The organism is Geomicrobium sp. JCM 19055 (assembly GCF_000698185.1).
Taxonomy (GTDB): Bacteria; Bacillota; Bacilli; order Bacillales; family Marinococcaceae; genus Geomicrobium_A; species Geomicrobium_A sediminis.
Genome location: NZ_BAXL01000016.1, coordinates 75,272 through 100,772, shown reverse-complemented (window position 1 = coordinate 100,772; position 25,501 = coordinate 75,272). Strand labels below are relative to the sequence as shown.

Below are 25,501 nucleotides of genomic sequence, written 5' to 3'. Positions count from 1 at the left end.
GCTAGGCACCTCCAAACAATTGCATCATCGTTCGCATCGCAATCGCCATTTCTTCGGTTAGGTTTCGTAGTAAGTAGAAGAACGCTGGCATCGTAATCATCATAATTGGTAGACCGATAATAATCTTAAGCGGTAGACCGACGACAAAAACGTTCATTTGCGGCACGGCTCTTGACATCATTCCGAGCGCCACATCAACAAGAAACAATGATCCTACGATTGGGAACGACATGAGAAACGCGATTAAAAACATCGTCACAAACGCTTCAACGGCAGTTTCTAGAACCGAGGAAGTTGTAATGTTAATGCTACTTACTTCAATGGGTACGTACGAAAAGCTATAAAACATCCCATCCAAAAGCAAGTGATGCCCGTTGGTCGCAAGTAAGAACAATATTGCAAACGCGTATAAGAAACCACCCGTTAACGGCGACTGTGCTCCTGTTTGTGGATCAATTACATTCGCAACGAGAAAACCGATCTTCAAATCGATAAACGCACCGGCCACTTGTATTGCATAAAACAACATCGATGCAATCAGACCGAGCAAGAGACCAACCATTACTTCTTTGATGATTAAAAGAAAGTAAGAGCCATCCAGACTTATATCTGGAACGTCAATCGTTAGTAACACGATGAGTGCAAAAAAAGAACGACAACCCAATTTTGAAGTACGACGGAACATTTCGGTATGAGAAAACAGGAATCGTTGCCATAAAGCGATAAGCCGAACAAAAATTAATAAAAACGCGGGCAAGCTGTTGATTACATCCATGTGATCATCAACCTATGTAATGATGCAAATTCGTATAAATCTGCTCAGTAAAAAAAGATCAATTCATTTAACATCCATGCACCAAAAATAACAATGCCAACGAGAACGGCGACGATTTTCGGGATAAATGCTAACGTTTGCTCTTGAATTTGTGTTGTTGCTTGGAAAATGGCCACCCCAAGCCCGATGACGAGTGCTAAGAGCAGCAATGGACCTGCAATCATTATTATGACCATGACGCTACGCTCAGCGAGACTGAGTACCGTTTCTTGAGACACGCGACACCATTCCTTTATCTAAAAACTTATCAACAGAGACTGGACGACTAAATACCAACCGTCTACTAAGACGAACAACAACACTTTAAATGGCAATGAAATCATAACTGGCGGCAACATCATCATCCCCATCGACATGAGTACACTTGCGATGATCATATCAATGACGAGAAAAGGAATAAAAATGAGAAAGCCAATTTGAAACGCCGTTTGCAATTCGCTAATCGCAAATGCTGGCACGAGCGCCGTTAACGGCACATCATCGAGCGACTCTGGCGTCTCCATTCCTGCATAACCCATAAATAACGCCAAGTCTTTCTCTCGTGTATGTTCAGCCATAAATTCTTTAATCGGTGCACTTGCTAACTCAAACGCTTCTTCTTGATCAATTTCTCCGTTTAAAAACGGCGTAACTGCTTCATCGTTCACTTCTAGAAGCACAGGACCCATTATGAAAAAGGTTAAGAAAAGCGCGAGGCCAATTAACACTTGCGTTGGTGGCATTTGTTGGGTGGCAAGCCCCATTCGTACAAAGCCGAGTACAACAATAATTCTCGTAAAACAGGTCATCATAATCAAAAATGCAGGTGCTAAACTTAATACGGTTAGTAATAACACGAGTCGAAGGGTCGTTGCGACACCTTCTGGTTCATCCGTTAACCATTCTGCATCAATTCCTGGGATCGCCACTACAAAATCAATCATCGGCGCACTCCTAACCGTTCAACATCTTTCGTTTTTTCACGATCAACGTCTTCTAAGTGATCGTTTAACGTATCGTAAATGTTGATGTCTTTTTCAGGCGTCCGCTTCATCGATTTAAGTTTTTGCAGCCAGTCCGCTGAAGAGGTTTGCTCGTCTTTTTGATTAAGAATACGCTCAATTTCATCCTCATCACGTATTTCATCTAACAGCGCGATGTTCTCTCCAACACCTACGACCAACAACCGATCGCCAATACGTACAATTTGAACGGATTTATTTTGTCCAAGAGGAATGCCTCCGATATTTTGCATCGTATTCGATGATTGCATTTGATAGTTTTTTTCTGCCGAGCAGTCGCAACAATACGTACATCAATGCGATGACGACGAAAAGCGCAAGAAAGAGTTTGAACAAAACGCTCCACACACTCTCACTTGCTGCTGCATTTTCGCCGACGACTGAAAGCTCGTCCCCTGGTTCTGTAACGCCACTTTCACCCCGAAATGTATCTGCGACAGAAGAATCGGCAAACACATGGGCGCTGCCATTAAAAAACATGATAATGGCAATCGTCGTAGCAACGACCCATGGTTTGACTAGACTCATAACCGTCTTCCCCCTTACGCTAACGTCTTTTTCACTGCATCAATGACTCGGTCCGCTTGGAACGGCTTAACAACAAAGTCTTTAGCCCCTGCTTGAATGGCGTCAATGACCATCGCTTGTTGTCCCATGGCAGAACACATAATGATTTTCGCAGATGGGTCGAACTCACGAATGACTTTGAGTGCTTCAATCCCATCCATCTCGGGCATCGTAATGTCCATCGTCACAAACGTCGGTTCCGTTTCTTTGTACTTTTCAATCGCTTCACGACCGTTTTCTGCTTCACCGACAACGATGTAATTGTTTTTCTCTAAAATGTCTCGAATCATCATTCTCATAAACGAAGCATCGTCTACAATCAATACTCGATTTGTCATGGTTAATCCCACCTATCCTTATTTTAAGTGTTCTATTCTCTTCGAACGGCTAACGATATCTGTCACACGAACGCCGAAGTTTTCATCAATAACGACGACCTCGCCTTTGGCAACGAGGCGCTGATTTACGAGGATGTCCACTGGTTCACCAGCGAGTTTATCTAACTCAATAATCGATCCTTGCGTAAAGTTTAAGATGTCACGAATCGAACGGCGCGTTTTGCCAAGCTGTACGGTTACATCTAGCGGGATGTCCATTAAAATGTCTAGATTGCGACTTTGTTCACTCTGTTCAGAGCCACCTTCAAAATTGGCAAATTCAGCAGGTTGGATCGTTTTCTGTACCGCTTTTGGTTCGGGTCTTGGTTCAGGTACGGGTACTGGCTCTGGTGTTGGTTTTGGCACATGTCTTTCTACAGGAGTGTCAAGCGTATGCTGTTCCGTAGGCTCAACATCATTTGTATGAAACATGACCGGAGCTGCTTCTTCTTGAATTGGAGGTGCTGCATCCATCGTAGGCGCCATTTCAAGTGCTGGATTCATTAATTTCTCTACGAGCTCTTTTGCGAACTCTACAGTAATGAGTTGCATAATGATTGAGTCAATGAGTTCCCCAATCTTCAAACGAAACGACACTTTAATAATCGTGCCTTCTTGTGGCAAATACTCTAAGCCTGAGCCTTTTTCTAAATCAAGCATATTAATACCTGGTGGGGAAATATCAACTCTCGTATTAAAAATCGTTGACAGTGATGTTGATGAACTTCCCATCATTTGGTTCATCGCTTCTTGGACTGCACTAATATGAATTTCTTCCAGTTGTTCTGGTGGCTTCGTACCGTCTCCACCGAGCATTAGATCCGCAATAATTTGCGCGTCTTGCTGTTTAATGACGAGAACATTGGCCCCTTTGAAGCCTTGTTTGTATTCCACATGAATGGATACGTGTGGATTTGGAAATTCTTCATGCAATAACTCTGCCTTAACCGCATCAACGACTGGTGTCGTAATTGACACTTTTTGATTTAACAGTTGTGATAGCGTTGTGGAAGCTGTACCGAACGAAATGTTACCGATCTCTCCAATTGCATCTTTCTCAATTTCTGTAAGAAATTGAGTCACATTCGTTGATGCTTTAGAAGGCGCTGGTGGGTACACATCATCACTCGAGCTCGCATCTTTCTCTTCTTCCAACCCAGCAAGTAGCTGGTTAATTTCCTCTTGGGAGAGCGGCTCATCATTCATCGTCTGCATCCTCCTTTATTTCTTCAATAATTTGTACAGCTATTCTTTGTTTTTTTCGTCCTGGCTGCACCGAATATTTAGGTTTTCCTCCGACTTTTGTCATTAAAGGAGTATGTATGCTTTGGTTCAACTCTAAAACATCGCCAATTTGTAGGTCTTTAAGCTCAGAAACTGTCATTTCTGAAGTTCCGAGAATTGTCTCAACATCGATCATCGCTTGCCTTACCGAGCGTCGAATATCTTTTACTTCATTTTCATCGCGCTCTTTGTTCGGCGATTGCATCCAATAATGAGCAGATAACTTCGGAAGCAATTCTTCTAATACGACGTAAGGCAAACAAACATTAATCATGCCAGACGTTTCATTAATCGTCGTCGATAAACTAATGACAACGACGGTCTCATTAGGGCTTTGCAGTTGAACGAATTGGGGATTTACTTCTAGATCTTCCATGACTGGCTGTAAATCTACGATGCTCGTCCATGCTTGTTGGAAGCTATCGAGCATATGGTTAAACAGCTGAGAAAGAATTCTCGACTCGATTTCGGTTAACGTTTCCACTTTGTTCATTCCTGTGCCTCGTCCACCTAAAATGCGGTCGACCATTGCGTAACCAATGTTCGGGTTTACTTCAATTAAGAACCGACCTTCTAACGGATACGCATCAAAAATACTTAATAACGTCGTCGAAGGAATCGAACGGATAAACTCTTCATATGGCAGTTGATCAACAGAGGTCACATGAATTTGCACGAACGTTCTCAGCTGCGCTGAAAAGACCGTCGTAAGCAAACGAGCGAAGTTCTCATGAATGCGCGATAGCGAGCGAACTTGATCCTTCGAAAATCGAAGGGCACGTTTAAAATCATAATTCGTAATCCGTTTCGCTTCGTCTTCTTTTATCAGTTCTTCAACGTCCATCTCACCTGTGGACAGCGCAGATAAGAGAGCATCAATTTCCCCTTGTGACAATACATCTGCCATTTTGCTTCACCTCATTCATTGAATCACTCGTTCAGTCGTATACACATTGATGACCGAGCCGCCCTCAAGCATGTTCGTAATGTCTTCTTTTAATGTTTGTTCTAGTTCTCGTAAACCTTCAGAGTCTTGCAATTGATCTGCATTCATACCGGCAAGACGGTGAATAATTGCATTTTTAATTTGAAAATCGCGCTTTTCAATTTCTATTCGAGTCTCTTCGCGATCGCCTTCAATGCGAAATGACGCACGAATAATATGATCGCTACTTAAATTCGTCGTTAATTGTTCGGTATCCCAAGAATTGCTCACAATTTCATCAATCGTCGGTCCTTCTGAACCTTCCACGGATTCGGCTTCGTCTCCAAAAAAAGACATACCAAGAAAAAGCGGCAATAACGACGAGAAGTAGGCTAAACGTTGCACCGATAAAAGCTTTTTTCATACGTCTTCCTCCTGTTTTGATGCTGCAGCGACACCGTACATCATTAGCTTTGCTTCAATCGCTTCGTTAACCTCATGAAGCGATTCTCTAACGACGAGCTTGCGATTGCCTACGAGCGTAATCGTCGTATCAGGAAGCTCTTCAACCGTCACAATGTGAACGAGTTGCAGATAGAACGGTTGTCCATCAAGGCGTGTAAGTGGAATCATAGAATTGTTCGGGTCACAACGACTGTGACGACCTCCTTTACTATTTCAAGTTCAAGAGCTCTTGCAACACTTCATCTGATGTTGTAATAATTCGCGTGTTCGCTTGCAAACCACGCTGTGCGGTAATCATCTCAACGAACTCCTCTGAAAGGTCAACGTTTGACATTTCAAGCGTTCCGGCAGCGATTTGGCCGAGTCCTCCGGTGCCAGGTGCGCCAACTATAATGCCTGCATTTTCTGCAGTTACGTCATTGGAATTAGATGTAGTTCTATAAAGATTGCCTCCGACTTTTTCTAATCCTTCAGGGTTGGCGAAGGTTGCTAATGAAATGACTTGTTCCGAATTACTTTCTCCTTCTACAATTACCGTGATTGAACCGTTAGCTCCTATACTAAAGCCCTCAGCATTACTAGGTATGCTCAATGCTGCAGGCGGAGGGTTACCAGTAGTACCTTCCCCCTCACCTAATAGATAGTACCCGTTCGAATTGACAATGTGGCCAATATTATCGCGATAAAAATCTCCCGAACGTGTGTAAAATACCTCAGTTCCATCACTCACCCTAAAATACCCATCACCTGCAATTCCGAGGTCTAACTCACGGCCTGTCGGTTGCAACGCTCCTTGCGTATGGATGTTCGTTATTGAGCCTGTTGATGAACCGAGACCAATTTGACGAGGGTTCGTTCCACCTAACCCACCGCCAGTACCTGAGCTTGCACCTTGTACTTGTTGACTGAGCATATCTTCAAACGTATAGCGGCCTTTTTTTGAAGCCGTACGTGTTGACGTTGGCGATGTTGTTGCCGATCACGTCTAGTTTTTGTTGGTGGTTTTGTAAGCCTGTAATGCCTGAGTACATGGATCGAATCATTTGTAGTTCCTCCTTTTAATCGTCCGCATCAATCGGTCAGCAGACGGTTCGCCTCCTCTTACAGGTCCAGCGATGGTTTGACGATAATCGTTCCGTCGATGTTTGAAATAATTCGGTCGTTCATTTCACTTTGAGCCATAGCGGTGACGACCGTATGGTTTTTGCCACTAACGATGAGTGCGGCATTGTCGGTAATTACGAGTGGTTGATTGATGCCTTTCGTATGGGCTTCTTTCACTTTTTCAGAGACTCGCAACCAGTCTTGATCACTAATCGTAATGCCACGTTCTTCAATGCGTGTTTTTGCATGTTTACTAATTGTGATTGGGTTCGTCTTTTGTGCATCTTGCAAAGCTGTTTGAAACGAAGTTCCTTCAGAAGTACGGCTTTGTTCATTTGTCGCTGTTGCTCGTGTTTTTACAGGTAATGCGTGGGGAAGTTGATGCCACGTTACGTTCACAGCGATTCTTCCTCGTTCGCTGCTTCTTCAGCTGGTGTTACTCCTGTAATTTGACTGCTACTAATCCAGCGACCACTGTCTACTTGAACCTCAATTACGCCATTTTCTGAGCGACGCACGCTCGTCACAACGTTATCGTCGTACACTTTTTTTCGGAAACCCGTTTGCATCTTCAATTTCACGGTAATACGTCACATTTTTACCGATTAATTCACTATGCTGCACGAGCGCTGCTGATTCTTGTTGGTTAGAAAGCTTTTGCATCGCAGCGTTCATGTTCGTCATCTGCTCGAGTGAAGAAAACTGAGCCATCTGTGCGATAAATTCTCGATCGTCCATCGGGTCAAGTGGATCTTGATTTTGTAACTGTGCAATTAACAGTTTCAAAAAATCATCTTTTCCTAACATCGTTGACTCTGTCGTAGCGACCGGAACACCGTGAATTTGGTTGCGTTCTTGAATGCCGTTCATTACATTTACATTCATGTTGAACTCTCTTCCTCCTTACTCTTCATTCATACTTTCTCGTAGCCACTCTTCAAAGCTTAAGAACGCTCCTTCTTCTGTTTCTTCACGTTCTTGGTCTCGCTCTTTACTAGTTGCATGACCGTCGTTTGATTCTTCCTCATCGTGTTGAGACTGCGCATCTTCAATGGTCACTTTCTCGACTTGTAACTGTTGCGTGACAAATGCTTGGCGCAGTGCTGGAAGTTGGGCTTCTACAATGTCTCTAGCTGCCTTCGTTGCAGTCGTTACTGTCGCTTCTAATTGCCCTTGTTGAATCGTTAATGCGACAGTCATCTTCCCTAAATGCTCAGGTCTTAGTTGAACGGTAAGCGTCTGCGCAGTGCCGGTGCGTTGCAAATGCCCTTTCGCTAGAATGCTTTGAAACTGCTTCATAAATTGCTGCTCTACCGTTCGGTTGGAAGCGTGTTGCCCCAATTGAATGACGTGTTGTTCTGTCGCTGTGAGGCGTTGCTGCGTTTGCTGCATCATTAATTCCGGTTGACTCATAACCGTTTGTTCTCGGCCAGGGAGTACACTCGGAACGTGTACGAACGGTTCGGTTGTTGTTCTTCAACGGTCGCGTTGTTTAACGATGCTTGAACGGTTTGCAACACTGTTTCTAGCCGCTCGACGACGCGGGTGACGTTCTTCTCCGCGTTTACGCTTTGTTCAGTATGTAATCGCCTGAACGTCTCAACTCGCTCTTCAAGTGCTCGAATACTTCTTTCAAGAACCGCTACAGTCTCAACCCGATTTGTAAAAGAAGACGATTCACCGCTTAGGACTGTACGGTTTGGCGTTTGTACAAGCTGTTCTATATCTCTCAACAACACTTCTAGTTGTTCGACGAGTTCAAGATTGTACTCTTCTGTCTGTTCAGATTCGAGCGGAATGATTTCTTCTATCCACTGGACCAATTGCTCGACGTATTGTAGCAGTTGGTCAGGCATAACAATTCGTTCGCTGTCAGCTTCTTGAAGTTGTGCTAACAGCTGAAATGATGCACTATTCTCCATTGAGTGAAACGACTTACCGTCTTGCTCTTCTGTGCTCTCTTCTTTCGGGCTCTCTACAAAACCGTGCAACAGTTGTTCAAATGATAAGGGTGGTTGTTCATTTGTATCTCGATCTGACTGCTTCTGGTCCACTCGCATATTTTGCTTTGGGATCTCCATTTGAGGTAACAAATGAGATGCGATCACGTTTTCGTTTCACCTCCTTTCAATTAAGACGATGTTGTAGCTAACGCTGTCATTACTTCAGCTGCCCGTTCTGGTTCCATATGTTGAATAATCGCCGCACGTTCATTCTCTTTAATGACCGACATATGGCTCACCAAGTCTTCAAGAGACAATTCATTCATAATATCTGCTGCTCGTCTTGGATTCATGGATTCATAGACGTTCGCTGTTTGCTTTAGGGAGTCACTTTCTTCTTCACTCGATTTGGGCGGATTTTCAGCAACAAAGGCTTGATCCATTTCAATTTGATTCAGCTCTCGCTCAAGTGAAGCGATCTGTTCGTCTTTTGCAATGACTTGTTGTTCTAATTCATATACGCGCTCTTCCAGCAACTCGTCTGTCTCTTCTTCCGTCACATCACTCGCAAAAAATGTTTGCGCGGTTTTGATTGGGTTAACGTCTAGTAAATAAAGAAAGATGGCACCAATGGTGAGGAGGGTAATGAATGGTATAAGAAAAACAAACAAAAACGTTTGACCAGATCGTTTTTCCCGATGTGATCCCGTCTTTTTAGTCCCCATGCAAATCCCCCTTAGCTTTGTCGTATGTATAAAAGCGTTGCTGTTTCATCAAGTTGTTGTTGTTCAAAGAGCTTTTCTTCTTGTCTATACGTTTCATGTTGCTTCACTTTTAGTTTTTCTAATTTCTTTAATTCAATCGTTGCATGATGGAGTGCATCTTTTTGCACATTCATCTTTGCTCGTGCATCGTTTGCAAGTCCTTGAACGTGAAGAATTTCTTTTTCCATCCGCTCACTCGCCATCTGTGCTGTTTGCAATGCGGCGATTGTCGTACCCGAAGTGGCGTACCCTTCAACTCCGACAATCATTTGTTCTCGGTCCCGCAGCAAATGGTACAGCCGGTATCCTGCCTCTTCGAACTGCTTACGAGATACTTCGAAGTGCTTTTGTTGTTCATCTCGCTCTTTTTCTTTCACTTGCAATAACTTCTGAAGTGAAAAGGAAACGTCATAATAGTCTCCTTTCATCTACACTTGGTGTAACGATTCAATCGCTTCTTCGTATGTAGGTGCTTCATCATTTTGTTGCTTTAGAAATTGCTTAATGGCTGCATTCGTGTCAACCGCGTAATCGACGGCGGAATCATTGCCTTTTTTATAGGCACCCACTTGGATTAAATCAACGGTCTCTTCATAAATCGCTAATCGACTTCGTACGTCTTGCGCTTGATCACGATGTTTTGTTGATACGATCTGATTCATTAATCGACTGACGCTTTTTAGGACGTTGATTGCTGGAAAATGACCTTGATTCGCGAGTTCTCGATCGAGAACAATATGACCGTCTAAAATCCCCCGCACCGCGTCTGCGATTGGTTCATTTAAATCATCACCATCTACGAGTACCGTGTAAAACGCAGTAATCGCTCCTGATTCATTCGTACCTGAGCGTTCTAATACTCTCGGTAACATCGAAAATACCGACGGTGTATACCCTTTTGTGGTCGGAGGTTCTCCGGTCGCAAGACCAATTTCTCGTTGCGCCATCGCATAGCGCGTGACCGAGTCCATCATTAAGTTTACGATCTTCCCTCGATCGCGGAAGTACTCCGCAATCGCCGTTGCCGTCTCAGCGCCCTTAATTCGAACGAGGGCAGGCTGGTCTGATGTCGCAACAACGACAATGGTGTTTTTCATTCCCTGTTCACCGAGATCATTTTCTAAGAAGTCTTTCACTTCTCGTCCACGCTCACCGATGAGCGCAATCACGTTCACGTCCGCTTGAGAAGAACGAGCAATCATGGAAAGAAGCGTACTTTTACCGACACCACTTCCGGCAAAAATCCCGACCCGCTGACCGACACCCATCGTTAGAAGCCCATCAATTGCACGAACACCTAAAGGAAGGACATCCGTAATCGCTGGTCTCGTAAGCGGGTTTGGCGCTTCTTGGTCGACAGAAATTCGCTGTAAGCCTTTTGGTAACTCTTGACCGTCTAACGGTTCACCAAGACCGTCTAACACTTTGCCAATTAATGCGTCACCAACTTGAATTTGTAGCGAATGTCGGGTGTTCTTTACGATGCTTCCTGGTTGGATGCGAGCCGTTTTTGAAAAAGGCATAAGCAGTAATATGTTTTCTTTAAAGCCGACAACTTCCGCACGAACATGCTTTCCTTCTGATTGGATAATCTCGCACACTTCACCAACTGCCGCTTTTGGTCCGTTCGCTTCAATCGTCAGTCCAACGACACGTTTGACCGTTCCGTACCATTGAAATCGGTCAATTGATGAGAGTTGTGGTAACAGATCAATCGCTTTCATTCGCAGACCCCTGTCCCTCTTCTAAAAGTGCTATTAGCTCTGTTTTCAAGCGATGGAGTTGCGTCGTAATGCTTGCATCCATTCGCCCTTTCGGAGTCAAAATCACACATCCATCTTCCTCTACATTCGGATCAGGGAAGAAACGAATTCGTTCAGCTACTGTAAACAACGCTTCGTATTCTGATCGCCTTTGAATCGTTGCTTCGTAATGACTCGGGTGAACGTGGATGAGCACTTCCGTTTCTTCATGAACTTCTTGAATTGCTTTTTTTCAAAAATGATGCATATCCCTCTTGTTCTTGCATCGTTACGTTCGTCATTTCTTTAGCCAAAGCAGAAGCAAGATCTAAGATGTCTACTTCTGCATGGCGCAAATAGGCGTCATAATCCACTCTTGCTGACTGGACAACTTCTGTAGCTTGGGCAATTTGCTCAGCATACTCGCTTTGACCTTTTGCAAGTCCATCACGATATCCTTCTTCTTCTCCGCTTCTTCTCGCTTGTTCATGTAGTCGTTTTGCTTCTTCTTCAGCAGCGAGTCGCTCATTTTGAATCGCTGTTTTAGCCGCTTCGATTTCTGCGTTCGCTTCATCAAGCAAACGGTTCGCTTCTGTTCGAGCATTTTGAACGAGTGTATCTGTTTGAGCTTTCACTGCTTCGTTCGTCTCGACGAACGGTTCGTCATCACGCTCTTTGTGAAAGGTGTGGAGCAGCAACGTATACGGAGATTGATGGTCTGTTTGGTTGCTTTGCTTAATGATCCTAGACAACGATATCATCTCCTCCACCACGTGCGATGACAATTTCCCCCGCTTCTTCGAGGCGACGAACAGCGTTCACGATTCTCGTTTGTGCATCTTCAACATCTTTCAAGCGTACAGGTCCCATGAATTCCATTTCTTCACGGAACGTTTCTGCCATTCGTTGCGACATGTTGCTAAAGAGAATCTCCCGAACTTCTTCACTTGCCACCTTAAGTGACAACTGTAGATCTTCATTATCAACATCACGGATAATGCGCTGAATGGAGCGATTGTCAAGCGTGACAATATCTTCAAAGACGAACATCCGCTTTTTAATTTCTTCTGCAAGCTCAGGATCTTGAATTTCTAAGCTATCTAAAATCGTTCGTTCTGTACTACGGTCCACACTGTTTAACACTTCAACGACTGACTCGATGCCACCAGCTTCGGTGTAATCGTGCGTGAATGTAGAAGCAAGCTTTTGTTCTAGCACACTTTCCACTTCGCTAATAATCTCTGGTGATGTTCGGTCCATCGTAGCGATTCGTTTCGCAACATCAGCTTGTAAATCTGAAGGCAATTCAGACAAGATCTGTCCACTTTGATCAGGATCTAAATACGATAAGACGAGTGCGATCGTTTGTGGATGTTCGTTTTGAATAAAGTTCAAGACTTGTACAGGTTCAGACTTTCTTGCAAAGTCGAATGGACGCACTTGCAACGTTGACGTAAGTCTAGAGATAATCGCCATCGCTTCATCGTTTCCTAACGCTTTTTCTAACACGTCACGGGCGTAACCTATTCCACCTTGGGTCATGTAATCTTGAGCGACCGCTAACTGGTGAAACTCTTTAATAAGCGATTCTTTGATGTCGTTTTCGACTTTGCGTACATTTGCGATCTCTAGTGTTAATTGTTCAATCTCTTCTTGTTGCAAATGTTTATAGACTTGTGCCGAAACATCTGGGCCGAGTGAGATAAGCAATGCAGCTGCTTTTTGTTTACCGGTAATTTCTTTTTTTGTTTTGACCATTGGTATGTGTGCCCCCTAGTCTTCTGAAAGCCACGTACGAAGCAACTTCGAAAATTCTTCTGGTCGCTCCCTTGCGAGTTGTTCCAATTTCTTTTTGCGTTCTGCGCTTGGCGTTAAATCTTCAGTTGGAATTTCTTCAATTTCTTCGTCATACGTCAATTCTTCAACTTCTTCATACTCTTCTCTGTTTCGTCTGAGCAACAACACCATCCCGATGATCAGCGCGATGATCCCGACTGCTGTTACCACATATGCCCATGTAGGATTGTAAAGCTCGAGGCAGGTTCTGTGTCAGCTTTCCCGTATAGCGGCTGTGATGTAACGAGAATCTTCTCTGAGACTGTGCCGTCCATCTCTTCTAAAAGCGGTTGGTCAATGCTCGTCATTACGACTGACTCTAACATTGATTCAATTTCGCTTAGTGCTTGTGGTGGTAAAGACATCGGGTCGTCTGCAACTGGTGGCTCAACGACGACTTGTACACCTAAGTCACGAATCTTATATGGGCTTTCTTGGATTTGACGATGGATTCGATTCACATCGTAATTGATGCGATCTTCCATCCGTTCATAATCACCGTCACCCCCAGGAACGACACCTGGGTAATTTGCAATATCATCTTCACCTGTACCTGCAACACCTTCGTCATTTGGAGCTTGTCCCTCGTAATACTCAGACACACGCTCTGCACTGATGGCAATTCCTTCTGTTGCATCTTCATCTACAGGCTCAATGAGTTCTTCTTCACGATATTCTTGAGTAAAATCAACATCGGCTGTCACGGATACAACGACTTTGTCTTGTCCCATCATTAGGCCAAGCATTTGTTGCAAACGTTGCTGCAAGTCATTTTCAATCGTACGACGGACTTCACGTTGCTGGTCATACGCTTGCATATTTTGCATGCCTTCTTGACTTTCATAAAAATAACTATTAAACAATTGATCGGTAATGACGATATTATCGGTAGGCAGGTTCGGTATACTTTTGGAAACTAAGTTGTACAGTGCTTGAACATTGCCTTGGTCAAGTGTCATCCCTGGCGCAAGCGTGACGACGACAGAAGCTTGAGCGGTTCCTTCTTCATCACTTAACCAAATCGTCTCCTCTGGTAATTGGATCATTACCGTAGCGCCTTGCACGCCATCAATCGTTTGGATCAACGTTTCTAATTCAGATTGCATTGCCGCTTTTTCCATTACCGAAAACTCGTTGTCTGTCATTCCGAACCCTAAGCTATCACGGAAATCATCATATGTAATTGAACCTGTGGCTGGTAAGCCTTCCGCTGCAAGTTCGACCTTTATGTTATCGACGAGTTCTTCAGGTACAAAAATGGTCGTTCCGTTATCTCGAATTTCGTTTGGGACACCACGACTATCCAATGTCTCCTTAATCTGACCCGTTTCGCTCACAGACATGTTGCTATAAAGCGGGGCGTAACTCGTTCTAAATGTAAAAAAAGATGATTAACATAATGACGACGAGAATGAGTACGAAGGAAGCAACAAAGATCCCTTGTTCTTTTCTCGTTTTTGACGTCCAAAAACCTGTTATTTTGTCTCGATACTGTATGAGTCGCTCATTCATGAACTGCCTCTCCTATTTCCTAACATTCATTACACTTGCATTCGCATCATCGTCTCATATGCTTCGACGACTTTATTTCGTACTTCAACTGTTGCTTGTAATGCGATTCCGGCTTTCTCAGAAGCAATCATTACATCATGCAATGATTCAACATCTCCATTTACGAGCCGGGTTGTCATCTCTTGTGAATGCTGTTGCTCGTTGTTTACAGATTGAATGGCTTGTTGTAACGTCGTTGCAAACGACTCATGTGCGTCAGCAGTCGTACGCTCGACACGCGGTTGGATCGTTTCCTTGGCAATCGATTGCACAGGCGCAAACATCGATGTGTGCTGGATCGTCACGTTCATTCACCTCTACTTTTAGTTTCTATTACCCTCGTCCAATTTCTAATGCTTTCATCATCATACTTTTGTGTGCATCAAACACCGTTACATTCGCTTCATACGAACGTGTCGCCCCCATAATATCGACCATTTCTTTTAGAGGATCAACATTTGGCATGTGTAGATTGCCATCTTCATCAGCATCTGGATGCCCTGGCTGATAGATCGTTTTACCTGGCGTTTGATCAGCAGTAATCGATGTTACTTTCACACCATCTGCATTTGAAACGCTTTGATTTCTTTGCTCTGATAAAATTGACGCAAAGCTTTCGTTTTTGTTCGGTGCAAGTGTGACGACTTTTCGTTCATAAGGTTGCCATTCTCCGTCTACCATCGTAGCCCTCGTCGTTTCTGCATTTGCCATATTGCTCGCTGCAACGTCCATACGTAAACGCTGTGCGGTTAACGCAGATGATGTTGCGTTCATTCCAGTAAATAATGACAACCTAGCTTCCTCCTCGAATTGCTGTCTTTAATGAACTAAACTGACCGTTTAAACGATCACTAACTGCTTGATAGTAAATTTGATTGTTCGCCATCTTAGCCATTTCTTTGTCGAGATCGACACTGTTGCCACTATGGGAGTACATCACATTTCGTGGGTTTACTTGTTTCATTTGTTCAGAGTGATATGTAAAAGGTACGTGACGCTCATCGGTTGTATGTGCCAAAAGCTCTCCCTTGGCTTCGCTTAAAACGTCTTTAAACTGCACTTGTTTTGCTTTATAATTCGGTGTGTCCACATTCGCTATGTTTGATGCGATTGCTTGCTGTTGCATCATTGAGCATTCATGCCCCGTTCAAGCGACGAGATCGTCGTTGAAAATAGTGCCATTTTGAACCTCCTCGTCCATTCGATGGCTTAAATCATGACAAAGCTTCTAATCGTTTAGAAACATTTGTTACTTCCGTAATACGCTAATCGTCTCTTTAATTGTATTCACTTTTGGGATGTTTTTCTATAAAAAAAACAGTTTTTACTACAATTTTCACTAATATAGAACTATAAATTACAGGTTTCAACAAACAAACAAGGTCAATACTACCAATTAGTCTGAAAAATAAGTAGTCTTTTAGCATTACTCAAAGATGGTAGAAAGGTAGTTTTGTAGTCTATTTGAATCAGTCCTTTTCTTATTTTCATATTACATATTTTGTAAAAACGACAAATTCTCCTTTGAACTATTATTATCTTAATACTAAGAATAATTAATTTATCGCATTTATAGTTCTTTGTGACTAGAATTTAAGACGTGAATCTGAGTCATTCCGAGCTTCAAAATTCCGGCATTCACTTTCGTTTAGGAAGTAAGACACATCGACTTTGACTAGCAGTTTCTAAGTACTACATAGCAGCATAAGCACAAAAAAGCATCGCAAATGTGAGAACTCACATTTGCGATGCTTTTATTTATAGATTCTACTCTTCACGAAGACGCTCGAGTTCGTTTAAGAATTTACCGTTAAGAACTTTAATATACGTACCTTCATACCGAGTGAGCGAGATTCAATAACTCCCGCGCTCTCAAGCTTACGAAGTGCGTTTACGATCACAGAACGAGTAATTCCTACACGGTCAGCAATTTTACTTGCGACGAGTAGACCTTCTTTGCCATCAAGTTCTTCGAAGATGTGCTCAACAGCTTCAAGCTCACTGTATGAAAGGGAGCTAATTGCCATTTGAACGACAGCTTTGCTACGTGCTTCTTCTTCGATTTCTTGAGCCTTCTCATGAAGGATCTCCATACCAACTACTGTTGCACCGTATTCAGCAAGAATTAAGTCATCATCGTTAAACGAATCGTTAAGTCTAGCAAGAATAAGTGTACCAATACGCTGGCCACCACCGTTGATTGGAACAATGGTCGTAAGTCCTGTTTTGAATAGTTCTCTGTTTTCAACAGGGAAAGCTGTATATTTGCTGTCAATGTCAAGGTTTGGCGAAGTGTCCGCCACCGAGAAAAGTCCTTCTGTGTATTCTTCAGGGAATTGACGCTCTTCTAAAATACGATCAATGCGATCGTGCTCAATTTCCTGTTGAATTGAATAGCCAAGAAGCTTCCCTCTTCGACTTACAACAAAGATATTTGCAGAAATTACGTCACGTAATGTTTCTGCCATGTCCTTAAAATCGACATGTTGACCTGCTGATTTTTGTAGCATTTCGTTGATCTTTCTAGATTTCGTTAATAGTTCCATCTCCTGTAGATCCTCCTAATCATAAATTACAAGATATAGTGGCTGGTATCCTCATTGCCTGCAACATCTGCTAGTTTCTCATTGACATAACTTGCGGTAATAGTAATTGTTTCTAACGTGACATCGGATGCTTCAAACGACAGGTCTTCTAACAATCGTTCCAACAACGTGTGCAATCTTCTCGCACCGATGTTCTCCGTCGTTTGATTTACCTGCTCTGCTAACTCAGCCAATCTAACTACAGCTTCGTCAGAAAATTCAACGTTTATACCTTCAGTTTCCAAAAGAGCAGAATATTGTTTTAAAAGTGCATTATCAGGCTCACGAAGTATTCGCACAAAATCGTCTTTACTTAAGTTGTTCAGCTCTACCCGAATCGGAAAGCGCCCTTGAAGTTCTGGAATTAAATCCGACGGTCTTGATACGTGAAATGCACCCGCTGCGATAAACAAAATGTGATCGGTTTGCACGGGGCCATACTTCGTCGTCACTGTTGACCCTTCAACGATCGGCAATATATCTCTTTGTACGCCTTCTCGCGAGACGTCTACAGAACTTGACTGTTGTTTACCAGCAACTTTATCAATTTCATCAATAAAAATCATGCCAAGTTGTTCTGTCTTCTCAACAGCTAACTGGCCGACTTCATCCATGTCAACGAGCTTTTGTGCTTCATCGTCAATAAGAACTTGCCTTGCCTCGCGCACAGGCAGTTTACGCTTTTTCTTTTTCTTTGGCATCATACTACCGAGCATATCCTGCATCATGCCCATCTGTTCCATACCAGATCCAGAAAGCATATCCATAAGCCCTTGTTGTTGCTCTTCAACTTCAACCGTAACGAGTTCATCTTCTAATTCCCCATTGGCCAATTGAGAAGCCGTTTTAGTACGGCGTTCTTTGATTGAATCACGTTGCTCTGACTCATCATCCAAGTTAACGTCTTGATTCATGTTCCCTTGGGAATTAAAAAACATCTCGAGCGGGTTTTTGTACGCTTGGCTTTTCTTTTTCGAAGGAACAAGTAGCTCAACGAGACGCTCATTCGCTAAATCTTTTGCTTCTGGTTGTACGCCTTTCATCTTCTCTTCTTTGACGAGACGAACGGCAACTTCCACTAGATCACGAACCATCGATTCAACATCACGACCGACGTAACCAACTTCGGTAAACTTCGTTGCTTCCACTTTCACAAACGGAGCCCCTACGAGTTTGGATAAACGTCTTGCGATTTCAGTCTTCCCGACACCTGTCGGTCCGATCATTAAAATGTTCTTCGGTGTGATCTCATCACGAATGTTCTCCGCTACTTTGCTTCGTCGATAACGATTACGAAGCGCAACAGCTACGGCACGCTTTGCACCATTTTGACCAACAATATATTGATCAAGCTTATTAACAATTTGCTTTGGTGTTTGATTGGCATGTTCCAAAAGCCATCACCTATCCTTCATTCTTAGAATGATACTAAGCCGTTAAATTTCTTCAATGATTCGCTCATGGTTTGTGTACACACAAATGTCCCCAGCGGTCTTAAGTGCTTCTTCAGCGATCTCCTTTGCAGAAAGAGCTGAATGTTTCGCAAGCACACGTCCCGCTGCTAAGGCGTAAAAACCTCCAGAACCGATCGCAATCATGCCATCATCAGGTTCAATGATTTCACCAGTCCCTGCGACAAGAAGAAGTTTATCTTCGTTCATGACAAGAAGCATCGCTTCAAGCTTGCGAAGCACTTTGTCATTACGCCATTCCTTTGCGAGATTAATAGCAGCGCGGTCCAATTGTCCGCTCGCTTCTTGCAACTTGCCTTCAAACATCTCAAAGAGCGTAAACGCATCCGCAACAGAACCTGCAAATCCTGCAAGAACTTTACCGTTGTAGATTCTGCGAATCTTCTTAGCTGAGTGCTTCATGACTGTCGCTTGACCGAACGTTACCTGTCCATCACCTGCCATTGCACCTTTACCGTTATGTCGGATTGCAAAAATTGTCGTAGCATGGAATGAATGTTCCATGTTGCCTCCTTTCAGGCACGTGGGTGTGCACCTTTGTATACGTGACGAAGACGATCTGTCGTTACGTGCGTATACTTCTGCGTCGTACGGAGGTTCTCATGACCGAGAAGTTCTTGTACTGAACGCAGATCAGCACCTTCATTCAACAGATGAGTTGCAAACGTATGCCTTAGACTATGCGGAGAGATTCGCAAAGTGTGCGAAGCTTCCTGTACACGTTTCGTTAATGTATGACGTAAACCACGATCAGTAAGGGGAAGACCACGAAAATTTAGAAACACATGCTGTGCTTCTTCGCGCATTAAACGCTTTCGTCCATCTTCAAAATACCTCTCGAGTGCATCAATCGCAAAAGCGCCGACTGGAACGTATCGTTCTTTACGTCCTTTCCCTAAGACATGAACGGTTTCTGTCACGAAATCAAGATCCGTCATCTTCAGATTCGTGCATTCACTCACTCGTATTCCCGTTGCATACAGCAACTCTATGATCGCAAGATCTCTTTGTTTTAGTGGGTCATCTCCACGACAAACTTCAAATAGGGATTGAAGCTCCTCTTCATAGAGGAAGCGCGGCAGTCGATTGGGCTGCGAAGGAAAGTGTGTAAACGATGTTGGATTCTCAAGAATCATTGATTCCCGTTTTAAGAAGCGATAAAACGTCCGTAATACCGAGAGCTCGCGAGCAATACTCGTTCGCTGTAACCCTTTATTGTGCATTGCCGTCAAGTAAAGTCGTACGTGGAGACGCTCAGCATTCAAGCACCCTGCATCCACGCCTTCTTCGTTTAAGAATTCCTCCCAATCACTTAACCCCCGAGTGTAGGCAGTAAGTGTATTGGGAGAGGCATTTTTCTCCACTTGCAGATATTGAAAAAAACTTCTGATAAGGATCTTGTGCGTTTGTACACATGATCATTCACCTCAATAAAGCGACTAAATCGTACCACATAACTTTGTCGATATCAACCTAAACGCCTTGTTTTTTTCATAAAATTCTGAATGGACTCCAGTGCTACTTGGCCGAGGTATTCATAGCGTTCTTTTTTTCTTCATCTTCTCGGCTGGTCTAGGAACGAGACCAAAGTTTGCGTTAATTGGTTGGAAATGATCAGGGTCAGCCGTTGTAATATATTGCGCCATTGCACCGATCATTGTCTCTTTCGGGAAGACAATCAATTCTTCACCTAATACTTGCTTTGCAGCATTTGTTCCAGCAATAAGTCCTGCCGCTGCTGATTCTACGTACCCTTCAACGCCTGTCATTTGTCCTGCAAAGAACAAATCATCACGATCTTTGTATTGATACGTTGGACGCAGTAAACGGGGGCTGTTCATAAAAGTGTTGCGATGCATCACGCCGTAACGGACGATATCTGCGTTTTCCAACCCAGGAATTAGACGAATAACTTCCTTCTGTGGACCCCATTTCATATGTGTCTGAAATCCGACAATATTGTAAAGCGTGCCTTCTACGTTGTCTTGGCGAAGTTGAACGACGGCATATGGACGCTTCCCTGTTCTTGGATCTTCTAATCCTACTGGCTTCATCGGTCCGAACAATAACGTTTTACGGCCACGACCTGCCATGACTTCAACAGGCATACAACCTTCAAAAAAAACATTTTCTTCTCAAATTCTTTTAGTGGAACCGTTTCGGCAGCAACGAGCGCATCATAAAACGTATTAAATTCATCTTCTGTCATCGGACAGTTGATATACGCCGCTTCACCTTTATCATAACGAGACTTGTAATAGACTTTATCCATATCAATTGAATCGGTTTCAAGAATAGGCGCTGCTGCATCGTAAAAGTACAGTTCTTCTTCACCGGTTAACCCGATAATGCTATCCGATAATGCTGAAGAAGTTAGAGGACCCGTTGCAATAATTGTCGGACCACTTGGAATTTCACTAATTTCTTCTCGCACGACATTCACAAGAGGGTGCGCGTGCAATCGCTCGGTCACTTTCCCAGCGAAATCATGACGATCTACCGCAAGAGCGCCTCCAGCAGGTACCGCACTTTCATCTGCTGAAGAGATAATAATTGAATCGAGTTTACGCATTTCTTCCTTTAATACACCGACCGCGTTCGCTAAAGAATTTCCACGTAATGAGTTCGTACAAACAAGCTCTGCAAATTGTTCAGTATGATGAGCTGGTGTCTTCTTTACCGGTCTCATCTCATATAAGTTTACAGGCACGCCTCGGCTTACAATTTGCCAAGCCGCTTCACTACCTGCAAGTCCTGCACCAACAACGTTACTGCTTGCTTAGCTGTCATCGCCATCTCCCTTTCAAAAGTCTCTCACTCTTCTTACTATCTAGTATAAATGATAACCCTCATTGAAGAATAACAAACATTCAGTGACAATCTATGTATTTTCTTTTTTTACCATTCTTTGACATGCAAACGCCCTTTTATCGAAAAGGGGCGCTGTAACAATATACCGATTTTTTTCTCGTTCTTACAAGCTTTTTAATTCGGTTCTTCTTCATAGTCACAATTTGTACACTGTACACGGACTTCTTTTTCACTTTTTTTCTCAACGAGCATGTGTTCACAACGAGGACACGGACGGGCGATTGGTTTATCCCAAGAGACAAAATCACATTCCGGATATTGATCACAGCCGTAGAACGTACGCTGTTTCTTACTCTTACGCTCGACGACATCACCTTTTTTTACACGTTGGACAGTCAACACCGATTTTTTTTGACGATGGCTTTCGTATTGCGACAATCCGGGAAGTTTGAGCAAGCCATGAACTTTCCATAGCGCCCCATCTTAATGACCATCGGGTTCCCGCACAGTTCACAATCTTCACCGGCCGGTTCATCTTTAATCTCAACTTCTTGCATTTCTTTCTCAGCAACTTCGAGACGCTTTTCGAAATCTTGATAGAAGCGATCAATAATCTTAATCCAATTCTGATCTCCTGCTTCAATTTCATCGAGATCCGTTTCCATTTTAGCTGTGAATTTCACATTTAAAATTTCCGGGAAAAACTCAACGATCAAGTCTAATACAATTTCACCGAGTTCTGTCGGAACGAAACGGCGATCTTGCATCGCTACGTACCCACGACGTTGAATCGTATCGAGTGTCGGGGCGTACGTTGACGGACGACCAATGCCTAATTCTTCCATCGTACGAACGAGTCTCGCCTCAGTGTAACGCGGAGGAGGCTGTGTGAAGTGTTGATTCTCATTCAACTCATCGCGCGTTGCAGTTTTGCCTTCTTCTAAATCTGGTAGAAAAGAGTTTTCTTCTTCTTTTCCATCGTCATTTCCTTCAATATATACTTTCATAAAACCAGGGAATTTAACTTTTGACCCTGTTGCTCGGAAAATGACACCTTCGTTCGTCAAGTCTACTGACATCGTATCCATGATCGCTGGCGCCATACGGCTTGCGACCATACGCTCCCAAATCAAACGATACAAGCGAAGTTGATCTCTTGAGAGATAAGACTTTAATTCTTTCGGCTCTCTAGAAACCGTCGTCGGACGAATCGCTTCGTGTGCGTCTTGACTGTTTTCATTTTGTTTTTTTCGGCTTTATATCTTGACCAACATAGTCACTGCCGTACTTTTCTTCAATGAACGTTTTCGCATCACCTTTAGCTGTATCGGAAATACGAGTGGAGTCTGTACGCATATACGTAATTAAACCGACGGTACCCTCTTTTCCTAAGTCCACACCTTCATACAGCTGTTGTGCAAGCATCATCGTTTTCTTCGCTCTGAAATTCAGCTTACGTGCAGCTTCTTGCTGTAATGATGAAGTCGTAAACGGCTGAACCGGGTTTCGCTTACGCTCTTTCTTCGTCACGCTATCGATGAGGAATTCATCACCTTTTAGCTGACCTAATACAGCTTTAACATCATCTTCAGAGGAAAGTGGCTGCTTCTTTGATTTTTCTTTGTTGTCTTTCGTACCGTAAAAATTCGCTTCGAACGTTTCTTTCCCGTACGAAAACTGTCCTGTAATGGACCAATATTCTTCTGGTATAAATTCTTGAATCTCTTTTTCCCGATCATTAATCATCTTCACAGCGACCGATTGAACTCGTCCTGCACTTAACCCTTTTTTCACTTTCTTCCATAATAGAGGGCTAATGTTATATCCAACAAGGCGATCTAGAATTCGTCTCGCTTGTTGTGCATCAACTAAGTCCATGTTAATCGGACGCGGGTGTTTGAATGCGTCTTTGATTGCGGTTTTCGTGATTTCGTTAAATACTACACGACATTCTGACTCTGTGTCGATGTCGAGGCTATGCGCCAAGTGCCACGCAATCGCTTCCCCTTCGCGGTCGGGGTCGGCAGCGAGATAGATGCGTTTCGCTTTCTTAGCCGCCTGTTTCAAATCTTTTAAAACAGGACCTTTTCCTCGAATGGTAATGTATTTCGGGTCATAATTCTGTTCCACATCAACGCCCATTTGGGATTTAGGTAAATCACGGACATGGCCCATGGATGCTTTTACTGCATATTTTTTTGCCCAAATACTTTCCAATGGTTTTCGCTTTTGCGGGAGATTCAACGATTACTAGGTAATCTGCCATCTCGAGTTTCCTCCCCCTTCTTTGTAAATGTAAACCTTCCCTATTATTGAACATGAATTTACAATTTGTCAAACATCCTATGTTTTTAATCGGTGAAATTTTTTGATTTTAAGCAGTAAAAATGGTTTATTCCTGAAATAATAGATCGGTCGCAGACAAGACCATCTGAGCACCATCAAAGATCATTTGGTTCGTTCCTTGTGACGTTGGCGCATTGATATTTCCAGGGAGAGCATAGACGTCTTTCCCTTGTTCTAATGCACAATCGACGGTAATTTGCGTGCCTGATCGTACACCCGCTTCAACGACAAACAATCGATCACAAAGACCGCTAATAATTCGATTTCGTTCAGGGAAATGCCACTTTTCTGGGGGTTGGGTTGGAAAGTATTCGGAGAGAATGAGATGTTTCGTAGCCATTAGATTTGCAATGCCTTGATTTTCTTTCGGGTAAATATGGTTCAGACCTCCTGCAATGACTGCGATCGTTGTTCCATTTTTGCCGATTGCGAGCTTATGGGCGTACGTATCAATCCCTCTCGCTAAACCACTGACGATGACGGCACCTTGTTGTATAACAGGATCAAGTAGAGTTGGCATAACAGTTTCTGCATAACGGCTCGGTGAACGCGTTCCTATGACGGCTAACAGATGTTGTGCACGTATTAAATGAAGGTTTCCGGAATAATAAAGTACTGGGGGAAGATCTGGTAATTCATACAGGCGGCGGGGATACTCTTGATCAAAGAGCGTAATGGCAGGGATTTCGGGTGGTTTAAAGTCTGAATACGGATGTTCTTTCCAATGCTTTGTCCACGTATTCACCGTGTCTGTTTTTGCTTTCGTAAGAAAAGCTAATGAGGCCACGTCTAGCGCATGGATTTCTTCTACAGGTACGTGTCTTAAGAGCGACAATAAGTGCTTAGACGATAACTTCCTCGTACTGTGTAAGTAAAGCAGACGATTTCGTTTTGTGTTCATGTAACACCTCCGTAATCGTATTATAAAAAAAGCCCTTGTTTGTCACAAGGGCTTTTCCTTAATTACTTTACTTCGTGCGTTAAGCAAGCTTCGTAAAGGTTTTGTTCTTTAAGAACGTTAATGAGCGTTTCGCCAATTACTGCTGGAGTTTCAGCAACTTCAATTCCGCATGCGCGAAGTGTCTTTTGCTTTTCTTCAGCTGTTCCTTTACCGCCAGAGATGATTGCACCAGCATGTCCCATACGCTTCCCTGGAGGTGCAGTAGCGCCACCAATGAAACCGACAACTGGCTTCGTCATGTTATCTCTAACCCATTCAGCAGCTTCCTCTTCTGCTGTACCACCGATTTCACCGATCATGATAACCGCTTTTGTATCTTCATCTTCGTTGAAGAGTTTAAGCGTATCAATGAAATCTGTACCATTAACTGGGTCTCCACCGATTCCAACTGCTGTTGATTGACCGATGCCGTTACTTGAAAGTTGCTCTACCGCTTCATACGTTAATGTACCAGAACGGGAAACAACCCCAACGTGACCTTTATGGTGAATGTATCCTGGCATAATACCAATTTTACATTCTTCAGGTGTAATTACTCCTGGACAGTTCGGTCCAACGAGACGAGTCTTCTTGCCTTCCATATAACGCTTAACATTAAGCATGTCAAGGACTGGAATACCTTCTGTAATACAGATTGCAAGATCTAATTCTGCGTCTACAGCTTCCATAATTGCATCTGCTGCAAATGCAGGTGGAACATAAATTACTGTTGCGTTTGCGCCAGTTGCTTCAACAGCTTCTGACACTGTGTTAAATACAGGAACTCCTTCAATCTCGGTGCCACCTTTTTTTCGGTGTTACACCGCCAACGATGTTTGTTCCATATTCAATCGCTTGTTTTGTATGGAATAGTCCAGTACTGCCGTGATTCCTTGGACAATAACCTTCGTATCTTTATTAATTAAGATACTCATTGTACTTGGCCCCGCCTT

Annotated in this window: 31 protein-coding genes and 6 pseudogenes; all 37 read right to left on the bottom strand. The window is 43.3% G+C overall.

Annotated features, from left to right (window positions below; all coding sequences use genetic code 11):
* Position 1 precedes the first annotated feature (1 nt).
* Complete coding sequence (gene fliR / locus JCM19055_RS14810) at positions 2-775, bottom strand: flagellar biosynthetic protein FliR (protein WP_042360265.1); 774 nt, start codon at positions 773-775, stop codon at positions 2-4.
* Positions 776-782: 7 nt separating this feature from the next.
* A pseudogene (gene fliQ, locus JCM19055_RS14805) lies at positions 783-1,053 on the bottom strand (flagellar biosynthesis protein FliQ).
* Positions 1,054-1,071: 18 nt separating this feature from the next.
* The gene (gene fliP / locus JCM19055_RS14800) at positions 1,072-1,758 is read right to left on the bottom strand and encodes a flagellar type III secretion system pore protein FliP (protein WP_042360264.1); all 687 of its coding nucleotides are present in this window, start codon (positions 1,756-1,758) and stop codon (positions 1,072-1,074) included.
* A complete protein-coding gene (locus JCM19055_RS14795) occupies positions 1,755-2,069 on the bottom strand; it encodes a flagellar biosynthetic protein FliO (RefSeq protein ID WP_193745452.1) in 315 nt (104 codons plus the stop codon). Before JCM19055_RS14795 ends, fliP begins: the two co-directional genes overlap by 4 nt.
* Entirely contained in the window at positions 2,032-2,364 is a 333-nt protein-coding gene (locus tag JCM19055_RS14790) for a hypothetical protein (protein WP_042360262.1), read from the bottom strand. Before JCM19055_RS14790 ends, JCM19055_RS14795 begins: the two co-directional genes overlap by 38 nt.
* A gap of 14 nt (positions 2,365-2,378) precedes the next feature.
* Entirely contained in the window at positions 2,379-2,741 is a 363-nt protein-coding gene (locus JCM19055_RS14785) for a response regulator (RefSeq protein ID WP_042360261.1), read from the bottom strand.
* Between the two features lie 18 nt (positions 2,742-2,759).
* On the bottom strand, positions 2,760-3,986 hold the full coding sequence (gene fliY / locus JCM19055_RS14780) for a flagellar motor switch phosphatase FliY (RefSeq protein WP_042360260.1): 1,227 nt from the start codon (positions 3,984-3,986) through the stop codon (positions 2,760-2,762).
* On the bottom strand, positions 3,979-4,971 hold the full coding sequence (gene fliM, locus JCM19055_RS14775; protein ID WP_042360259.1) for a flagellar motor switch protein FliM: 993 nt from the start codon (positions 4,969-4,971) through the stop codon (positions 3,979-3,981). The genes fliY and fliM overlap by 8 nt, the downstream gene beginning before the upstream one ends.
* A gap of 15 nt (positions 4,972-4,986) precedes the next feature.
* The gene (locus JCM19055_RS14770; RefSeq protein ID WP_193745451.1) at positions 4,987-5,316 is read right to left on the bottom strand and encodes a flagellar basal body-associated FliL family protein; all 330 of its coding nucleotides are present in this window, start codon (positions 5,314-5,316) and stop codon (positions 4,987-4,989) included.
* Positions 5,288-5,413, bottom strand: coding sequence for a hypothetical protein (locus JCM19055_RS29960; protein ID WP_265182210.1), 126 nt, complete (start codon positions 5,411-5,413; stop codon positions 5,288-5,290). Before JCM19055_RS29960 ends, JCM19055_RS14770 begins: the two co-directional genes overlap by 29 nt.
* Complete coding sequence (locus tag JCM19055_RS14765) at positions 5,410-5,622, bottom strand: flagellar FlbD family protein (protein ID WP_042360258.1); 213 nt, start codon at positions 5,620-5,622, stop codon at positions 5,410-5,412. Before JCM19055_RS14765 ends, JCM19055_RS29960 begins: the two co-directional genes overlap by 4 nt.
* A 40-nt stretch (positions 5,623-5,662) precedes the next feature.
* Positions 5,663-6,497, bottom strand: a pseudogene (flgG, locus tag JCM19055_RS14760) (flagellar basal body rod protein FlgG).
* 58 nt (positions 6,498-6,555) lie between these two features.
* Positions 6,556-6,957, bottom strand: coding sequence for a TIGR02530 family flagellar biosynthesis protein (locus JCM19055_RS14755; RefSeq protein ID WP_042360257.1), 402 nt, complete (start codon positions 6,955-6,957; stop codon positions 6,556-6,558).
* Positions 6,954-7,103, bottom strand: a complete 150-nt coding sequence (locus JCM19055_RS29955) for a hypothetical protein (protein ID WP_265182209.1) — start codon at positions 7,101-7,103, stop codon at positions 6,954-6,956. The genes JCM19055_RS14755 and JCM19055_RS29955 overlap by 4 nt, the downstream gene beginning before the upstream one ends.
* Positions 7,090-7,443, bottom strand: coding sequence for a flagellar hook assembly protein FlgD (flgD, locus tag JCM19055_RS14750; protein ID WP_052366403.1), 354 nt, complete (start codon positions 7,441-7,443; stop codon positions 7,090-7,092). The genes JCM19055_RS29955 and flgD overlap by 14 nt, the downstream gene beginning before the upstream one ends.
* An 18-nt stretch (positions 7,444-7,461) precedes the next feature.
* The gene (locus JCM19055_RS14745; RefSeq protein WP_042360256.1) at positions 7,462-7,971 is read right to left on the bottom strand and encodes a flagellar hook-length control protein FliK; all 510 of its coding nucleotides are present in this window, start codon (positions 7,969-7,971) and stop codon (positions 7,462-7,464) included.
* Complete coding sequence (locus JCM19055_RS14740; RefSeq protein ID WP_042360255.1) at positions 7,968-8,666, bottom strand: hypothetical protein; 699 nt, start codon at positions 8,664-8,666, stop codon at positions 7,968-7,970. Before JCM19055_RS14740 ends, JCM19055_RS14745 begins: the two co-directional genes overlap by 4 nt.
* Positions 8,667-8,689: 23 nt before the next feature.
* Complete coding sequence (locus JCM19055_RS14735) at positions 8,690-9,226, bottom strand: MotE family protein (RefSeq protein ID WP_042360254.1); 537 nt, start codon at positions 9,224-9,226, stop codon at positions 8,690-8,692.
* Between the two features lie 11 nt (positions 9,227-9,237).
* Positions 9,238-9,693, bottom strand: a complete 456-nt coding sequence (fliJ, locus tag JCM19055_RS14730; RefSeq protein WP_042360253.1) for a flagellar export protein FliJ — start codon at positions 9,691-9,693, stop codon at positions 9,238-9,240.
* Positions 9,694-10,989, bottom strand: a complete 1,296-nt coding sequence (gene fliI, locus JCM19055_RS14725; protein WP_042360252.1) for a flagellar protein export ATPase FliI — start codon at positions 10,987-10,989, stop codon at positions 9,694-9,696. It abuts the gene before it with no gap.
* On the bottom strand, positions 10,976-11,224 hold the full coding sequence (locus JCM19055_RS14720; RefSeq protein WP_042360251.1) for a FliH/SctL family protein: 249 nt from the start codon (positions 11,222-11,224) through the stop codon (positions 10,976-10,978). Before JCM19055_RS14720 ends, fliI begins: the two co-directional genes overlap by 14 nt.
* A gap of 10 nt (positions 11,225-11,234) precedes the next feature.
* Positions 11,235-11,759: a hypothetical protein gene (locus tag JCM19055_RS14715; protein ID WP_042360250.1), complete on the bottom strand. Its 525-nt coding sequence runs from the start codon at positions 11,757-11,759 to the stop codon at positions 11,235-11,237.
* The gene (gene fliG, locus JCM19055_RS14710) at positions 11,752-12,765 is read right to left on the bottom strand and encodes a flagellar motor switch protein FliG (RefSeq protein WP_042360249.1); all 1,014 of its coding nucleotides are present in this window, start codon (positions 12,763-12,765) and stop codon (positions 11,752-11,754) included. The genes JCM19055_RS14715 and fliG overlap by 8 nt, the downstream gene beginning before the upstream one ends.
* Before the next feature lie 15 nt (positions 12,766-12,780).
* Positions 12,781-13,014 carry a hypothetical protein gene (locus JCM19055_RS31990; protein WP_370543166.1) on the bottom strand — a complete coding sequence of 78 codons (234 nt, stop codon included), beginning with the start codon at positions 13,012-13,014 and terminating at the stop codon, positions 12,781-12,783.
* Positions 13,008-14,186, bottom strand: a complete 1,179-nt coding sequence (fliF, locus tag JCM19055_RS14705) for a flagellar basal-body MS-ring/collar protein FliF (RefSeq protein WP_370543165.1) — start codon at positions 14,184-14,186, stop codon at positions 13,008-13,010. The genes JCM19055_RS31990 and fliF overlap by 7 nt, the downstream gene beginning before the upstream one ends.
* 28 nt (positions 14,187-14,214) lie before the next feature.
* Positions 14,215-14,355 (bottom strand): hypothetical protein, encoded by a 141-nt coding sequence (locus JCM19055_RS31985; protein ID WP_370543164.1) that lies wholly within the window; start codon positions 14,353-14,355, stop codon positions 14,215-14,217.
* 29 nt (positions 14,356-14,384) lie between these two features.
* Positions 14,385-14,699 (bottom strand): flagellar hook-basal body complex protein FliE, encoded by a 315-nt coding sequence (fliE, locus tag JCM19055_RS14700; RefSeq protein WP_265182208.1) that lies wholly within the window; start codon positions 14,697-14,699, stop codon positions 14,385-14,387.
* Positions 14,700-14,727: 28 nt separating this feature from the next.
* Entirely contained in the window at positions 14,728-15,186 is a 459-nt protein-coding gene (flgC, locus tag JCM19055_RS14695; RefSeq protein ID WP_042360248.1) for a flagellar basal body rod protein FlgC, read from the bottom strand.
* A 1-nt stretch (position 15,187) separates the two neighbouring features.
* The gene (flgB, locus tag JCM19055_RS14690; protein WP_265182207.1) at positions 15,188-15,523 is read right to left on the bottom strand and encodes a flagellar basal body rod protein FlgB; all 336 of its coding nucleotides are present in this window, start codon (positions 15,521-15,523) and stop codon (positions 15,188-15,190) included.
* Positions 15,524-16,161: 638 nt separating this feature from the next.
* Positions 16,162-16,940 (bottom strand): annotated as a pseudogene (codY, locus tag JCM19055_RS14685) (GTP-sensing pleiotropic transcriptional regulator CodY).
* Between the two features lie 26 nt (positions 16,941-16,966).
* The gene (hslU, locus tag JCM19055_RS14680) at positions 16,967-18,373 is read right to left on the bottom strand and encodes an ATP-dependent protease ATPase subunit HslU (RefSeq protein WP_042360247.1); all 1,407 of its coding nucleotides are present in this window, start codon (positions 18,371-18,373) and stop codon (positions 16,967-16,969) included.
* Between the two features lie 42 nt (positions 18,374-18,415).
* Positions 18,416-18,955: an ATP-dependent protease subunit HslV gene (hslV, locus tag JCM19055_RS14675; protein WP_042360246.1), complete on the bottom strand. Its 540-nt coding sequence runs from the start codon at positions 18,953-18,955 to the stop codon at positions 18,416-18,418.
* 11 nt (positions 18,956-18,966) lie between these two features.
* Positions 18,967-19,848: a tyrosine recombinase XerC gene (gene xerC, locus JCM19055_RS14670; RefSeq protein ID WP_042360245.1), complete on the bottom strand. Its 882-nt coding sequence runs from the start codon at positions 19,846-19,848 to the stop codon at positions 18,967-18,969.
* A 71-nt stretch (positions 19,849-19,919) separates the two neighbouring features.
* Positions 19,920-21,221, bottom strand: a pseudogene (gene trmFO / locus JCM19055_RS14665) (FADH(2)-oxidizing methylenetetrahydrofolate--tRNA-(uracil(54)-C(5))-methyltransferase TrmFO); the annotation flags it as partial.
* 215 nt (positions 21,222-21,436) lie between these two features.
* Positions 21,437-23,528, bottom strand: a pseudogene (topA, locus tag JCM19055_RS14660) (type I DNA topoisomerase).
* A gap of 126 nt (positions 23,529-23,654) precedes the next feature.
* On the bottom strand, positions 23,655-24,509 hold the full coding sequence (gene dprA, locus JCM19055_RS14655; protein ID WP_042360244.1) for a DNA-processing protein DprA: 855 nt from the start codon (positions 24,507-24,509) through the stop codon (positions 23,655-23,657).
* 62 nt (positions 24,510-24,571) lie between these two features.
* Positions 24,572-25,483, bottom strand: a pseudogene (sucD, locus tag JCM19055_RS14650) (succinate--CoA ligase subunit alpha).
* Positions 25,484-25,501 lie beyond the last annotated feature (18 nt).